Source organism: Ruegeria sp. CDSC025 (assembly GCF_059610805.1).
Genome location: NZ_JBXWOJ010000005.1, coordinates 103,040 through 117,522, shown reverse-complemented (window position 1 = coordinate 117,522; position 14,483 = coordinate 103,040). Strand labels below are relative to the sequence as shown.

13 protein-coding genes are annotated in these 14,483 nt (G+C 58.1%); 8 read left to right on the top strand and 5 right to left on the bottom strand.

Going from position 1 to position 14,483, the window contains the following annotated elements; all coding sequences use genetic code 11:
* Window positions 1-47: 47 nt before the first annotated feature.
* Window positions 48-614, bottom strand: a complete 567-nt coding sequence (locus tag AC2FH8_RS09735) for a tetratricopeptide repeat protein (RefSeq protein ID WP_496689625.1) — start codon at window positions 612-614, stop codon at window positions 48-50.
* 30 nt (window positions 615-644) lie between these two features.
* Window positions 645-1,127 (bottom strand): Lrp/AsnC family transcriptional regulator, encoded by a 483-nt coding sequence (locus tag AC2FH8_RS09730; RefSeq protein ID WP_142636662.1) that lies wholly within the window; start codon window positions 1,125-1,127, stop codon window positions 645-647.
* Window positions 1,128-1,235: 108 nt separating this feature from the next.
* On the opposite strand from AC2FH8_RS09730, the gene putA reads away from it, so the two are divergent.
* The gene (gene putA, locus AC2FH8_RS09725; protein ID WP_496689622.1) at window positions 1,236-4,637 is read left to right on the top strand and encodes a bifunctional proline dehydrogenase/L-glutamate gamma-semialdehyde dehydrogenase PutA; all 3,402 of its coding nucleotides are present in this window, start codon (window positions 1,236-1,238) and stop codon (window positions 4,635-4,637) included.
* A 42-nt stretch (window positions 4,638-4,679) separates the two neighbouring features.
* Complete coding sequence (locus AC2FH8_RS09720) at window positions 4,680-5,423, top strand: rhomboid family intramembrane serine protease (RefSeq protein ID WP_281972692.1); 744 nt, start codon at window positions 4,680-4,682, stop codon at window positions 5,421-5,423.
* Here AC2FH8_RS09720 and AC2FH8_RS09715 read toward each other — a convergent pair.
* Complete coding sequence (locus AC2FH8_RS09715) at window positions 5,388-6,230, bottom strand: IclR family transcriptional regulator (protein ID WP_281972691.1); 843 nt, start codon at window positions 6,228-6,230, stop codon at window positions 5,388-5,390. The genes AC2FH8_RS09720 and AC2FH8_RS09715 overlap by 36 nt on opposite strands.
* Before the next feature lie 189 nt (window positions 6,231-6,419).
* Here AC2FH8_RS09715 and bhcA point away from each other — a divergent pair, with 189 nt between their 5' ends.
* The 4 genes from bhcA to bhcD are packed head-to-tail and all read left to right on the top strand — an operon-like array spanning window position 6,420 to window position 10,762.
* Entirely contained in the window at window positions 6,420-7,610 is a 1,191-nt protein-coding gene (gene bhcA, locus AC2FH8_RS09710) for an L-aspartate--glyoxylate aminotransferase BhcA (protein WP_281972690.1), read from the top strand.
* 11 nt (window positions 7,611-7,621) lie between these two features.
* Entirely contained in the window at window positions 7,622-8,593 is a 972-nt protein-coding gene (bhcB, locus tag AC2FH8_RS09705) for a beta-hydroxyaspartate dehydratase BhcB (protein WP_281972689.1), read from the top strand.
* 11 nt (window positions 8,594-8,604) lie between these two features.
* Window positions 8,605-9,768 (top strand): 3-hydroxy-D-aspartate aldolase BhcC, encoded by a 1,164-nt coding sequence (gene bhcC / locus AC2FH8_RS09700; RefSeq protein ID WP_142636650.1) that lies wholly within the window; start codon window positions 8,605-8,607, stop codon window positions 9,766-9,768.
* Window positions 9,769-9,781: 13 nt separating this feature from the next.
* Window positions 9,782-10,762, top strand: a complete 981-nt coding sequence (gene bhcD / locus AC2FH8_RS09695; RefSeq protein WP_496689619.1) for an iminosuccinate reductase BhcD — start codon at window positions 9,782-9,784, stop codon at window positions 10,760-10,762.
* Window positions 10,763-10,816: 54 nt separating this feature from the next.
* Here bhcD and AC2FH8_RS09690 read toward each other — a convergent pair whose 3' ends face one another.
* Complete coding sequence (locus tag AC2FH8_RS09690; RefSeq protein WP_142636646.1) at window positions 10,817-11,602, bottom strand: inositol monophosphatase family protein; 786 nt, start codon at window positions 11,600-11,602, stop codon at window positions 10,817-10,819.
* Between the two features lie 96 nt (window positions 11,603-11,698).
* On the bottom strand, window positions 11,699-12,604 hold the full coding sequence (locus AC2FH8_RS09685) for a LysR family transcriptional regulator (RefSeq protein WP_496689617.1): 906 nt from the start codon (window positions 12,602-12,604) through the stop codon (window positions 11,699-11,701).
* Between the two features lie 93 nt (window positions 12,605-12,697).
* Here AC2FH8_RS09685 and metF point away from each other — a divergent pair, with 93 nt between their 5' ends.
* Together metF and AC2FH8_RS09675 are read left to right on the top strand one after the other, a co-directional pair.
* Window positions 12,698-13,564 (top strand): methylenetetrahydrofolate reductase [NAD(P)H], encoded by an 867-nt coding sequence (gene metF / locus AC2FH8_RS09680; RefSeq protein WP_271949306.1) that lies wholly within the window; start codon window positions 12,698-12,700, stop codon window positions 13,562-13,564.
* Window positions 13,565-13,762: 198 nt separating this feature from the next.
* Window positions 13,763-14,440 carry a J domain-containing protein gene (locus AC2FH8_RS09675; RefSeq protein ID WP_246097226.1) on the top strand — a complete coding sequence of 226 codons (678 nt, stop codon included), beginning with the start codon at window positions 13,763-13,765 and terminating at the stop codon, window positions 14,438-14,440.
* Window positions 14,441-14,483: the final 43 nt, after the last annotated feature.

The following is a 14,483-nucleotide window of genomic DNA, read 5'->3' as shown; positions in this document are numbered from 1 at the left end:
GCTGTTCCAGATTGTCCCCGGTCCTATGGATCGGGGACATCTATTCCTCAGATATCCTTACCTGGCGGCTCCAACGGTCCGCCCGGAGCCATCAGGTGGCGCTCGGACAGCCAGGGGTTAAGCTCCAAGGCATGTGACAGTGCCGCACGGGCTTCATCAATCCGATGCAAGCCAAGCAGCGTCAGGGCGCGCCCGCTGATCGCCGCGACATGGTTCGGAGACAGCTCGATCGCCTTGTCCAGATCCGGCAGTGCAGATGCGAAATCCTGGCTAAGATAATATGCAAAGGCGCGCTGATTGTACCCCTCGGCATAGTGCGGGCAGTATTCGATGAGCTTGTCAAACTCCTCGATGGCGCCCCGAAGGTCCCAGCCACTGCGGCGGGTCATGCCCCGGTCCAGAACGGCCTGCGCAACAGCGTCGGGCGCATCGGTCCAGAACTCCCATAATTGATTGGAAAATGTCTGGGCTTCGGCCTCGTTTCCAACATCCTGAATTTGCGCGATTACGGCCGAGATGCTTTCGGTATGATCCGGCGAGGACGGGCATTCTTCAGACCAGGCGACACCAGGAGGGGCCACCAACACTAGCAGAGGGAACACAAAACGCTTCATACGCGTATGGTGACGCGCTTGCGCAATTCGTCAACCCACCCTGTCCAAAGCGCCTGAAACAACGGTTTCCTTAACTGCCTCCATCGCCACAAAGGTCGAGGTATTCGCCACATGCGGAAGCGAGGATATCTTCTCAGCCAAAACGGCGCGGTATTCCGACATTGAACCAGTGCGGATTTTCAGCAGATAGTCGAAATTCGACGCGATCATATGGGCTTGCTCGATTTCGGGCACCTTGCGGACTGCGGCGTTAAACTCGGCCAGTGCCTTCTCTCTTGTGTCGGTCAGGCGCACCTCGACAAAAGCCACATGGTCCAGCCCCAGTCGGATCGGGTCCAGTAAGGCGCGATACCCGGTGATCACCCCGCTAGCCTCAAGTCGCTTTAGACGCGCCTGGGTTGGGGATTTCGACAGCCCGATCCGCCGCGCTAGGTCGGCAACTGATATGCGCCCATCCTCTGAGAGAATCGCCAAGATCGCTCGATCAAACCGATCCAAATCCGGAAAGCTCATTTGCACGGCATTATCCCCTAAATACAGTCCATCCGACCAGATGAATTAAAAAATACGGCAATCGTCCTGAGAAATCGACATTATATTCAACAAAAGCCTGGAGGATTCATGTCACACAGCCTGAGCACCCATATCGACAGCCAAACCTACGCTGATCAAACCGCCGTTCTCGACAATCTTATCGATCATGCCGCGCTGTCTGAAACTGATCGAGCCCAAATCTGTGCGGCAGCCGCCCAGCTTGTGCGTGATATTCGATCCAGTACATCGCCGGGCATGATGGAGGTGTTTCTGGCCGAATATGGCCTGTCTACCGATGAGGGCGTGGCGCTGATGTGTCTGGCCGAAGCGCTGCTGCGCGTGCCGGATGCCGACACGATCGATGCTCTCATCGAAGACAAGATCGCGCCGTCCGACTGGGGCAAGCATCTTGGGCAATCCTCCTCGCCGCTGGTGAATGCCTCGACTTGGGCGCTGATGCTGACCGGTAAAGTCCTCGACGACGGCAAGCCCTCGCCTGTCAGTGCCCTGCGAGGTGCGATCAAAAGACTGGGTGAACCGGTTATCCGCACGGCCGTCGGGCGCGCAATGAAGGAAATGGGTCGTCAGTTCGTGCTGGGCGAGACCATCCAGTCGGCCATGGAACGTGCCAGCGGGATGGAGGCCAAGGGCTATACCTATTCCTACGATATGCTGGGTGAAGCCGCACGGACCGAGGCCGACGCGGCCCGATATCATTTGTCTTATTCCCGTGCCATCACCGCCATTGCAGAGGCCTGCACCCATGATGACATTCGCGCCAATCCAGGCATCTCGGTAAAGCTGTCAGCACTGCACCCCCGGTATGAGTTGGCCCAGGAACAGCGAGTGATGGCCGAGCTTGTCCCGCGCCTGCGCGCTCTGTGCCTTTTGGCCAAAGCCGCTGGCATGGGCCTGAACATCGACGCCGAAGAGGCCGACCGCCTGTCGCTGTCCCTGCAGGTCATCGAAGCGGTGATGGCCGAGCCTGCACTCGCAGGATGGGACGGGTTCGGAATTGTAGTTCAGGCCTATGGTCCGCGTGCTGGAATCGCTCTGGACGCGCTCTATGGAATGGCCGAGCGCTATGACCGCAAACTGATGGTGCGGCTGGTCAAAGGCGCCTATTGGGATACCGAAATCAAGCGCGCTCAGGTTGAAGGCGTAGAGGGTTTTCCGGTGTTTACCAGCAAGGCCGTGACCGATGTCTCCTATATTGCTAATGCGCGAAAATTGCTGGGCATGACCGACAGGATCTATCCGCAGTTTGCCACCCATAACGCCCATACGGTCAGTACAATTCTGCAAATGGCAACTGATCAGCCTTTCGAATTTCAGCGGCTGCACGGGATGGGAGAAACCCTGCACCATCTGGTTAAGAACGCAAACAACACACGCTGCCGCATATATGCGCCTGTCGGGGCCCATCGTGACTTGCTGGCCTACCTGGTGCGGCGACTGCTTGAGAATGGTGCAAACTCTTCATTCGTGAACCAAATCGTGGATGATACTGTTCCCCCGGAGGAGGTTGCGGCCGATCCGTTTCTCACTCTCCTCGAACCGGCGCGCGCCATTCCAACCGGACCCGAGCTGTTTCAACCCGAGCGGCCCAATTCGCAGGGGTTTGACCTGCGGCACATTCCCACTTTGGACCGGGTCAACGCCGCGCGGGACGCGTTTCGGACGCATCACTGGTATGCGCGCCCGTTGTTGTCCGGCGATGCGCGGCCCGATGACGATCAGCCCATCGTCAACCCCGCACAGTCGCGGGATCGCCCCGGTGCCGTTGCCCCGGCCAGCGCACAAGATGTCGAGCTTGCTTTGACTGCAGCCACCCCCTGGCAGGTAGTGGCAGATCAACGCTCGCAGGTTCTGAATGCCGCCGCCGACCTTTACGAGACCCATTTCGGTGAACTTTTCGCCCTGCTGGCCCGTGAGGCTGGTAAGTCCCTGCCCGATGCAGTCGCCGAACTGCGCGAGGCGGTAGATTTCCTGCGCTATTATGCGGCGAATATACCCGACGCAGAACCAGCGGGTGTGTTCACCTGTATCAGCCCGTGGAACTTTCCGCTGGCCATTTTCACCGGTCAAATATCCGCCGCTTTGGCCACTGGGAATGCGGTATTGGCAAAGCCCGCACCGCAGACACCATTGATCGCGCATCGCGCCGTTGAATTGCTGCACGAGGCCGGAGTGCCACGCAGCGCGCTACAGTTGCTGCCGGGCGGTCCATCGGTGGGCGCAGCCCTGACCTCGGACCCGAGGGTGTCGGGAGTGGCCTTTACCGGCTCGACCGGGACCGCCCTGAAAATCCGTACAGCCATGGCCGGAAACTTGCGACCGGGAACGCCTCTGATCGCGGAAACCGGTGGTCTGAATGCGATGATCGTGGACAGCACCGCCCTGCCCGAACAGGCGGTTCAGTCGATCATCGAAAGCGCATTCCAATCAGCGGGACAAAGGTGCTCGGCGTTGCGCTGTCTTTATGTCCAAGAAGACATTGCCGATGATCTTCTGACCATGCTGACAGGGGCCATGGACGCGCTGCTGGTTGGCGATCCCTGGTTGATTTCAACCGATTGCGGTCCCGTGATCGACGAAGATGCACGCCTTGGTATCGCTGATCACATCGCATTGGCACGGTCCGAAGGGCGTGTCCTGAAAGAGATGTCCGTCCCCGGCGACGGCACGTTCATCGCCCCAACCCTTATCGAAATCCCCGGCATTGCCGAGTTGGAGCGCGAGGTGTTTGGCCCCGTCCTGCATGTAGTGCGGTTCAATTCCTCGGAGTTGGATCAGATCATCGCCGATATCAACGCCACAGGATATGGGCTGACCTTTGGCCTGCACACACGGATCGACGACCGCGTTCAGCACATCACCGAAGCTGTTCATGCCGGAAACATCTACGTCAATCGCAACCAGATCGGCGCCATAGTTGGATCGCAACCCTTTGGCGGCGAGGGTCTGTCGGGGACCGGCCCAAAGGCGGGCGGGCCGAACTACCTGACCCGCTTCTGCGCCCCGGACCGGCAGGTCAGTCCCGAGCAATGGTCCACCGATATGACCGATCTACCATTGCCAGAAGGAAAATCTGCTGAGATCAGGGCGCGGTTGCTGCCCGGTCCGACGGGTGAATCGAACCGCCTGAGTGAATTCTCACGCGCACCGCTATTGTGTATGGGTCCCGGAGTTGAAGCCGCACAAGCGCAGGCCAACGCGGTCAAAGCACTGGGCGGGCGGGCTATCACTGCTATCGGCGCGTTAGACCTGCACCGGCTTGAAAACCTGACTGGCTTCTCGGGCGTATTGTGGTGGGGCGACGACGCAACCGGTCAGGAAATCGAGCGTCATCTGTCCCGGCGTGCAGGCCCGATCATCCCTCTGATCCCCGGCCAGCCAGATCGCACCCGCGTTCTGGGAGAACGACATGTCTGTGTCGACACCACTGCTGCGGGTGGGAATGTCGCATTGCTGGGGGGTGCGGCCTAAACAGGCCTTGACGCTGGGCAGCCAACCGCCCAGCGTCGCACCATGTTTCCAATTCGTGACCATAACCCTTCGGGACGCACACCGTATGTCATCTATCTGTTGATGGCTGCAAATATCCTGATTTTCCTCAGCTATGCGGGAAGCATGGAGAACCAGCGGCTGATCACCCAGCTGTATACCGACTATGCGGTGGTGCCCGCCCGGATTACGGACGGCTATACGCTTGAGACCCTCGTGACCTCGATGTTCCTGCATGGCGGCTGGATGCATCTGGCAGGAAACATGCTGTTCCTGTGGATCTTCGGCGACAACCTCGAAGACGAGATGGGCCACCTGCCCTTTCTGCTGTTCTATCTTGCCGCCGGTATCGGGGCCGGTCTGATCCACGTCGTCACAGCGCCACAATCTCTGGTCCCTACGATTGGTGCGTCTGGCGCAATAGCTGGCGTCATGGGTGGCTATTTGTTGATGTTCCCCAAAGCGCGCGTGGACATCCTGCTTGTTCTGGTGATCTATTTCCGTGTCTTCTCGATCCCGGCGTTTGTCATGCTAGGCGTGTGGCTGGGTATGCAGTTCATTGGAAGCCTGTCCAGCAACCCCGACGAGGGCGGCGTCGCCTATTGGGCCCATACCGGGGGCTTCCTTGTTGGTTTGCTCTTGTGCATACCCCTTTGGTTGCGGCGCGGCGCGAGTGACTATTGGAACCGCACCCATGGGCATCCGCCCCATCCAGAGCACGAATACAAGCTGTCACAATCCCGCATCCCCCGCATCCCGCGCCGGTAAGCGCCCACCGCTGAGCAAGGTAACCTCTTGCGCGGCGGCTTGTACCAATCGGCCTAATTCCGGCGCGCGTTCAGTGCTGAACCGGGCGGTAGGGCCAGATACGGAAATGCCCGCACAGGGTTCCCCCCGGTCGTTGAAGATGGCCGCACCGATGCATGACATCCCCTCGTATCGTTCCTCCCGATCATGCGACCACCCGCGGGCCCGGGTCTGATCCAGATCGCTTTGCAGTGCATCGCCGGGCACCAGTGTTTGAGGCGTGAAGACCTTTGTGTCCAACGTGCCCAGCGCTTTGATCAATGCAGCCTCGTTCAACGCGGCCAAGATCGCCTTACCGGTGCCCGAGGCATACATCGGTGTCCGCGCGCCCGGTGGAAAAAAAGCCCGGATCGGATTGGCCGTTTCGACCTGCCCCACAAACACCACTTCGGCCCCGTCCGGAACGGCCAGATTCGCCGTTTCGCCGCTATCCTGCATCAGCCGGCGTAAAATGGGCCTTCCGATTTCGATAACACCATTACGGCGTAGAAAGGACGCTCCGGTGCGATAGGTCTCGATCCCGATCATCCATTCTTGACGCTCTTCATCAAAGGCGACGAAACCGTGCTTCTGCAGCGTCACCAGAATTCGGTGTGTTGTGGCCGTGGGCACATCAACTTCGCGCGCCAAATCGCTGAGTGCTGCGCGTTCCAGACTGGCTACTGTGGTCAAAACGCTAAGCGCCCGATCCAGCGATTGCATGGTCCCGGCCGAGCTTTCCTTGAACAGCGATTTTGGTCTGCCGCGTGGCCTTTTCTGCGTTTCCATCCCAGGCATTTCCTTTCAGCTGTCCAAAGTTTCTCGCGTCCGGATTTCTTGTATGTAAAAATGAAAAACGGAAAAGTTCAATATATCAGTAGCTTAATATTTACCTTCAATAAATGAAAATATTTTTCAAGAAAATTGCGTAATGCAGCTTTTTCCCGGACACTTATCTCCAAAGCAGAGGAACAAGCCATGTCGAACCAAAACCCGGTTTTCATTCCCGGCCCGACCAACATACCTGATAGATTGCGCCTGGCCATGCAGGTCCAGACGCAGGATCATCGCGCGCCGGACTTTGTCCAGACATTTGCACCCGTACTGGAAGACACAAAGAAGGTCTTTGATACCGCTACGGCCCAGATCGTTACCTTTCCCGCCAGCGGCACAGGTGGATGGGAGGCTGCAATCACCAACACGCTCAGCCCCGGTGATAAGGTCCTGATTGCGCGCTATGGCGTTTTCAGCCACCGCTGGATTGATCTGTGTACACGTCACGGGCTTGACGTTCAGGTCATCGACTGCCCTTGGGGCAGCGGCGCCCCCGCCGACCAATTTCAGACGGTTCTGACTGGGGACAAAGCGCATGAAATTCGCGCCGTTCTGGTCACTCATAATGAAACGGCGACAGGGGTGCTTTCGGATATCGGGGCTGTAAGGCGGGCGATGGATGCCGCCAATCACCCGGCGCTTTTGATGGTGGACTGCGTCAGCTCTTTGGCCTCTGTACCGTTCGAGTTCGACCGCTGGGGCGTCGACATCGCGGTTTCGGGATCGCAGAAGGGATTCATGTTGGCCACTGGCATGGCCATCCTTTGCGTCAGCCAGAAAGCGCTGGACGCGATGGAAACCGCAGAGCTGCACCGGACCTTTTTCGATTTCCGGGATATGATGGCGGCCAATGCGACCGGAGGGTTTCCCTATACACCACCTCTGCAACTGATCTACGGGCTGCGTGAAAGCCTGAAGATGCTGTTTGAAGAAGGCTTACCTAATGTTTACGCCCGTCATCATCGGCTTGCCGAGGGTGTCCGGCGCGCCGTCGATACTTGGGGGCTGGAACTGGTTGCTCAATCGCCAGACCTTTACTCGGACACGGTCAGCGCAATCTACGTGCCCGAAGGGTTCGACAGCAACATTCTGACCGACCATGCCTTTAACACCTACGGGATGTCCTTTGGTGTTGGCCTGGGCCAGTTGCACGGCAGGGCGTTCCGTATCGGGCATCTGGGCAGTCTGACAGATGCGATGGTCCTGTCCGGACTCTGTACGATCGAGATGGCAATGGCCGATCTAAGCTATCCGATCACGTTGGGCTCTGGCGTCGCCGCAGCCCAGGAACACTTTCGCGCCACACCCGGCAACCGAACCGAGGCCGCGGCGTAAGGAGAATGACAATGTTGGATCACCCCTCTGCCGCGGATCTGACGATCGAGGACATGCGTGTCGCGCATGATCGGATCAAACCGCATATCCGCCGAACTCCGGTCATGGTTTCGGACCACCTGAATGACCTGACCGGCGCGCAGCTGTTCTTCAAATGCGAAAATTTCCAAGAAGCCGGGGCCTTTAAGGTGCGTGGGGCCTGCAACGCTGTATTCGGCCTTGCAGACCATTTGATGCCCAAGGGTGTCTGCACGCATTCCAGCGGCAACCACGCCTTGTCTTTGTCTTATGCGGCCGGCCGCCGCGGTATTCCGTGCAACGTGGTCATGCCGCGCACAGCCCCGCAGGCCAAGAAGGATGCAGTTCGCCGATATGGCGGTACAATCACCGAATGTGACCCTTCGACAAGCTCGCGCGAAGCAACATTTGCCGAGGTTCAGGCCCGAACCGGTGGCGAATTTGTTCACCCCTATAACGACCCGCGTGTGATTACCGGTCAGGCCACCTGCTCCGCCGAACTGCTGGAACAGACTGGTGGTATGGACGCCGTTATCGCGCCCATCGGCGGTGGCGGCATGATTTCAGGCACCTGTCTGACGGTTTCGAACCTTGCGCCCGAGACCGCAATTTATGCAGCGGAACCGGAACAGGCGGATGACGCTTACCGGTCATTCAAGGCCGGTCATATCATCGCAGACGACGCACCCAAGACAGTTGCGGATGGGCTGCTGGTGCCCCTGAAAGAAAACACCTGGCATTTCGTATCCAACCACGTGACCGATATTTTTACCGCCTCGGAAGAGGAAATCATCGAAGCGATGAAACTGACCTGGAAGCACCTGCGCGTGGTGATGGAGCCGTCTTCGGCGGTTCCTCTGGCAACCATTTTGAAGAACCCAGAGGTTTTCCAAGGCAAGCGCATTGGGGTCATCGTGACCGGTGGCAATGTAGACCTGGACAAACTGCCCTGGCTGAAAGGGTAAGGAGAAACAACATGAACAAGACCGTAAATTTTGAAGACCTCGAGGTCGGCTTCGACATCCCCGCCGCGATCGGCATGGACGAAAGCGAGATACAGACGCCTTGCCTGATCCTTGATCTGGACGCGCTAGAGAGCAACATCCGAAAGATGGGCGATTTCGCAAAGGCCCATGGGATGCGCCATCGTGTTCATGGCAAGATGCACAAATCGGTCGATGTGGCCAAGCTGCAGGAACGGTTGGGCGGTTCGATCGGCGTCTGCTGTCAGAAAGTGTCAGAAGCCGAGGTATTTGCCCGTGGCGGCATTACAGACATCCTTGTATCCAACCAGGTGCGCGACCCGGCCAAGCTTGACCGACTGGCACGGCTGCCCAATTTCGGCGCACGTATCATTGTCTGCGTGGACGATATCGACAATATCTCCGACCTGTCGGCTGCCGCTTCGCGTCACGGCACAGAACTGGAAGTGTTCATCGAGATCGACTGCGGCGCAGGGCGCTGTGGTGTAACCACGACACCGGCGGTCATCGAGATTGCCAAAGCTGTGCAAGCAGCGCCAAATCTGAAATTCACCGGCATTCAGGCCTATCAGGGTGCGATGCAACATCTCGATACCTATGAGGCCCGTAAAGAGAAGCTGGATGTTGCCATTGCCATGGTCGAAGACGCTGTCGCCGGGTTGAAAGCAGAAGGGATCGAGTGCGAACTGGTTTCGGGCGGCGGCACCGGTTCCTATTACTTCGAAAGTAACTCGGGCGTTTACAACGAATTGCAATGCGGCTCTTACGCCTTCATGGACGCGGATTATGGGCGGATTCTGGATCAGAACGGCCAGCGGATTGATCAGGGAGAATGGGAAAATGCGCTGTTCATCCTGACCAGCATCATGAGCCATGCCAAAGCAGACAAGGCCATCTGCGACGCCGGCCTCAAGGCGCAGTCGGTCGATAGCGGCCTGCCCTTTGTGTTCGGGCGTGATGATGTCGAATACCTCAAGTGCTCGGACGAGCATGGGGTTATCGGGGATCCAGACGGCGTACTGAAGGTCAATGACAAGCTGCGGTTGGTGCCGGGCCACTGTGACCCCACCTGCAATGTCCATGATTGGTATGTGGGCGTACGGGGCGGCAAAGTCGAAGCCCTGTGGCCGGTCTCGGCCCGCGGGAAAGCCTATTGAGATGAGGGATGTTATGAAAAGCGACGGCCTGCTGATTGTAGGCGAAGATCTGTGCGAGAAACTGGTAGGACGCCAGCAGGCCTTTGACGCTGTACAGGCTGTGTTCGGTGCGATGGCTAAAGGTGGCGCGTGGAACTTTCCCGTTATCCGCGAGGCTTTGGGCCATGCCGACGCTCTCTATGGGTTCAAATCGGGATTTGACCGCGACGGTCAGGTGCTGGGCCTCAAATCCGGTGGATACTGGCCGGGCAATGCGGCGAAGGGCCTGACCAACCACCAATCCACAGTGTTTCTGTTCGACCCCGATACCGGGCGATTGTCCGCGCTTGTCGGGGGCAATTACCTGACAGCGGTGCGCACAGCGGCCTCTTCGGCGGTTTCGATCGCGCATCTGGCGCGGCAAGACGCAAGAGTACTTGGCATGGTCGGGGCCGGACATCAGTCAACTTTCCAGCTGCGGGCGGCGGCGGAACAGCGCGACTTCGAAAAGGTCGTTGCCTGGAACCCGCATCCCGACATGCTGCCCCGCCTTGCAGCTGTGGCCACTGAGGTTGGGTTGGAATTCGAGGCCGTCAGCCAACAGGAACTGGGCGCACAGGCGGATGTGATCATCACCATCACCTCGGCTTTTGAGCCGCTCTTGATGAAAGACTGGATCAAGCCCGGCACACATCTGGCTTGCATGGGCACCGACACCAAAGGCAAACAGGAGGTTGACGCGGATCTCGTCGCTGCGGCGACTGTCTTTACCGACGAGGTCGCCCAGTCCGTGACAATCGGCGAGGCCCAACATGCCATCAACCTTGGCGCCTTGACCGAGGATGCAATCGCGCCCATCGGCGCCGTCATCAATGGTGACCACCCCGGTCGGACAAGCGACGATCAGATCACTCTGTTTGATGGAACCGGGGTCGGGTTGCAGGATCTTGCAGTCGCCTCAGTCGCTGCACGATTGGCTGAAGAGGCGGATCTAGCCCAGCGCGCGACCCTCTGAAACGAAAAAGCGCGCCTCAATCGGGCGCGCTTGCTTAACCTGCCTGTTGGTGGCTCAGCCCCGGATGACCTTGGAAAACTGATCAAAGATGGGCTCGTTGGAACAGATGACCTCGCCATCCTCCAGCACGTTACCTTCCGGGTTCAAAGCCTGCACAAAGCCACCGGCCTCTTTCACGATGATGATCCCGGCGGCAACATCCCAGGCATTCAGACGGCGTTCCCAAAAGCCTTCATACCGGCCAGCAGCAACATAAGCCATGTCCAGCGCTGCTGCGCCCCACCGACGTACACCGGCGCAGACTGGCATCAGACGTGCCAGATCCTGCAGGGTCGCAGGCAAGTCAGACCGTCCGCCAAAAGGCAGCCCGGTCGAAAAGATCGACTCGATCATGCGGTGACGACCCGAAACGCGGATACGGGTGTCGTTCATCCATGCGCCTTCGCCATTTTCTGCAAAGAACATCTCGTCCTTGGCGGCGTCATAGATCACACCGGCAACAATTTTGCCTTTATGTTCCAACGCGATCGAGATCGCCCAGTGCGGCAGGCCGTGCAGAAAATTCGTGGTGCCATCCAGCGGATCCACAATCCAGCGGCGGGTGGGATCTTCACCGGCAATCTCGCCGCCCTCTTCGGCCAGCCAGCCATAGGTCGGGCGCGCGCCAAGCAGTTCCTCTTTCAGGATCGCCTCGGCTGCAATGTCTGCCTTGGACACAAAGTCCCCGGCGCCTTTCATCGACACCTGAAGGTTCTCGACTTCACGAAAATCCTTGACCAGTGAACGCCCCGCTTTGCGCGCGGCTTTGATCATGATGTTGAGGTTTGCACTGCCAACCATTGTCCAAAGGCTCCTGTCCGGTCAAACCGCGCGTATACTGGGGCAATGCGCCCTTGCCAAGAGGAATGATACGCATAGCAGACCCGCGTTTTGTGCCTATTGCTCCTGCAGCTTGCGCGCCTCGGTTTTGGCCAGCTTGATCAGCACTTGCACAAAGGGTTTTTCAAGGTCCTCGGTGCGCACTGCAGCATAAAGGCGACGTGCAATGCCCGCCTTGGTCAGCGGGCGGGTAACATAGTCGGAATTATACTTCACCTCACGCACAACCCAGTCCGGCAGCACCGATATCCCCCGGTTTGACGCGACCAGCAACAGGATCACTGCGGTCAGCTCAACCTGCCGGATCGCAGCCGGTTCAACCCGCGCAGGGATCAGCAGCTGGCTGAATACATCCAACCGTGTCCGTTCGACCGGATAGGTAATCAGGGTCTGGCCCCGAAAATCTTCGGCCTCAATGAACTCTTTCTGGGCAAGCGGGTGTGTCGAAGCCGCGACAAACACCGCGTCATAGTCAAAGAGTTCGATGAATTCGACACCGGGCAGATCTTCTGGGTCCGAGGAAACAACCAGATCGACCTCTTCTTTTTGCAAAGCCGGCAAGGCATCAAAGGCTAGGCCGGGGCGGATATCGACATCCACATCGCCCCAGGATTTACGAAAGGATTCCAGCACCGGGAACAGCCACTCAAAACAGGCGTGGCATTCAATGGCGATATGCATACGGCCCGTGCGCCCGTCGCGCAAAGAAGAGAACTCCTGCTGTGTCGCCTCGACCTGCGGCAGGATCTGCTCGGCCAGGCGTAACAGCCGCAAACCGGCCGCCGAAAGTTTCATCGGTTTGGACCGGCGCAAGAACAATTCGACCCCGGCCTGATCCTCTAGGCCTTTGATTTGATGGCTCAACGCGGATTGAGTGATGTTCAGTTGATCTGCGGCACGGGCAAGCCCGCCACATTCATGGATCGCCTTGATCGTACGCAGGTGGCGGAATTCGATATGCATTGCGTGGAACTCATGTTGTTCTTGAATAATATGAGTTTGTCTCACAATGCGTTAGCTGGCACAAGGGTCAGAGATTTCACCCGTGAGGCCGAGATGACAAGACCAGAAGTTTCATTTGAATTTTTCCCGCCACAGACGCTTGAGGCTTCATTCCGCCTTTGGGATACGGTGCAAACACTGGCACCGCTTGAACCGCGCTTTGTTTCTGTCACCTATGGCGCGGGGGGCACCACGCGCGAGCTGACGCGCGATGCGGTGGCCACATTGCACAAGTCCTCTGGCCTGCCTGTTGCTGCACATCTGACTTGTGTGGATGCGTCACGTCAGGAAACACTGGAAATCGCAGATACCTTTGCTCGGGCGGGCGTGGAGAACATCGTCGCCTTGCGCGGTGATCCGCCCAAGGGTCAGGATCGGTTCGCGCCGCACCCGGAAGGGTTCGCGGACTCGGTCGAATTGATCGAAGCACTGGCAGAAACCGAGATGTTCAGTATCCGTGTTGGCGCCTATCCGGACAAACACCCGGAAGCACAGGATTTTGCCGCCGATATCGACTGGCTAAAGGCCAAGCTGGACGCTGGGGCCGACGAAGCCCTGACTCAGTTCTTCTTTGAGGCCGAGACATTTTTCCGTTTCCGCGATGCCTGTGAAAAGGCAGGGATCGACAAGCCCATCGTTCCGGGCATCCTGCCGATCGAAAACTGGAAAGGGGCGCGCAACTTTGCCCGCAGATGCGGGACACATATTCCGGATTGGATCGAGAATGCCTTTGAGAAGGCCATTCGTGACGACCGCGAAGACCTGCTGGCCACCGCATTGTGCACAGAACTTTGTTCAGACCTGATCGAGGGCGGGGTGGACAAGCTCCACTTTTACACCCTGAACCGGCCGGAACTGACCCGGGATGTGTGCTTTGCCCTTGGCGTCACACCAAAGGCCGAGCTTCAGAACGTCGCTTGATATCCGCTTGTTTCAGACTGTGCACCCGAGGCCAAAACCCCGGGTGTTTTTGCGGAATAAGTTGGGATTACCCTGTCTGACTGGGCCACTTGAACAATCCAGCTGCAGCCTTAATCATTGTCGCGATAAACCGTTCAATTCTGTTACAAATTTGACTTTAGCAACCGCCCATTCATTGTGGGGCCGTATAGTTTGTTTATGAGTGAATTTAGTATGGAACCTTTTGACAAGGTTAGTGCCCGCGCCAATGCCTTCGGCACACTTGGTCTGGCTCAAAGCGCCAGTTCAGATGACATTCGAGAAGCCTGGCGCAACATCGCATTCGAAGCCCACCCCGACAAGAATGGCGGAGACGGTGCGGCCTTGGCCAACGCCAAGGCGGCCTATGATTTGCTGCGCAGCGAGGGGCTGGCTGGGAAAGGTCTGGCGGGCTCGGCGGCGGGGAAACCACGCCGCCCCCGATTGCGCAAACGCGTTATTCAGCTGGAAACCCAAGATATTGATGCCTGTCGTGCAATGCTGAATACGGCGCTGCCCCACTTGCAGGACACCCCGGTGGACAGTCAAGATGCGGATCGCCTGCAAGATGCTGACCACATTCCGGACGCTGTCGGCTTGCATGGCCGCAACCTGACTTATTTCATTTCCGCACCTGTCTGCGAAGGTGCTAACCGCGTCGCATTGCCGACGAGTGTTCTCGCTGGCTCCAAGCGCGTCAAGACAGAGATTCTGAGCTTTCAGTCCAAAGATGCGGGCACTGGCGAAGTTGTCGTACCCGTTGCGCTTGCGACCAAGAAATTTCCGGGCGCCCGCAGCGTGCGGATCAGATTCAACGCCGACCAGCAAACGCAGGATGAGTACTGGTTGGCCGGATGACAAACAAAAAGCCCGGCAAATCAATGCCGGGCTTTGCATCCGT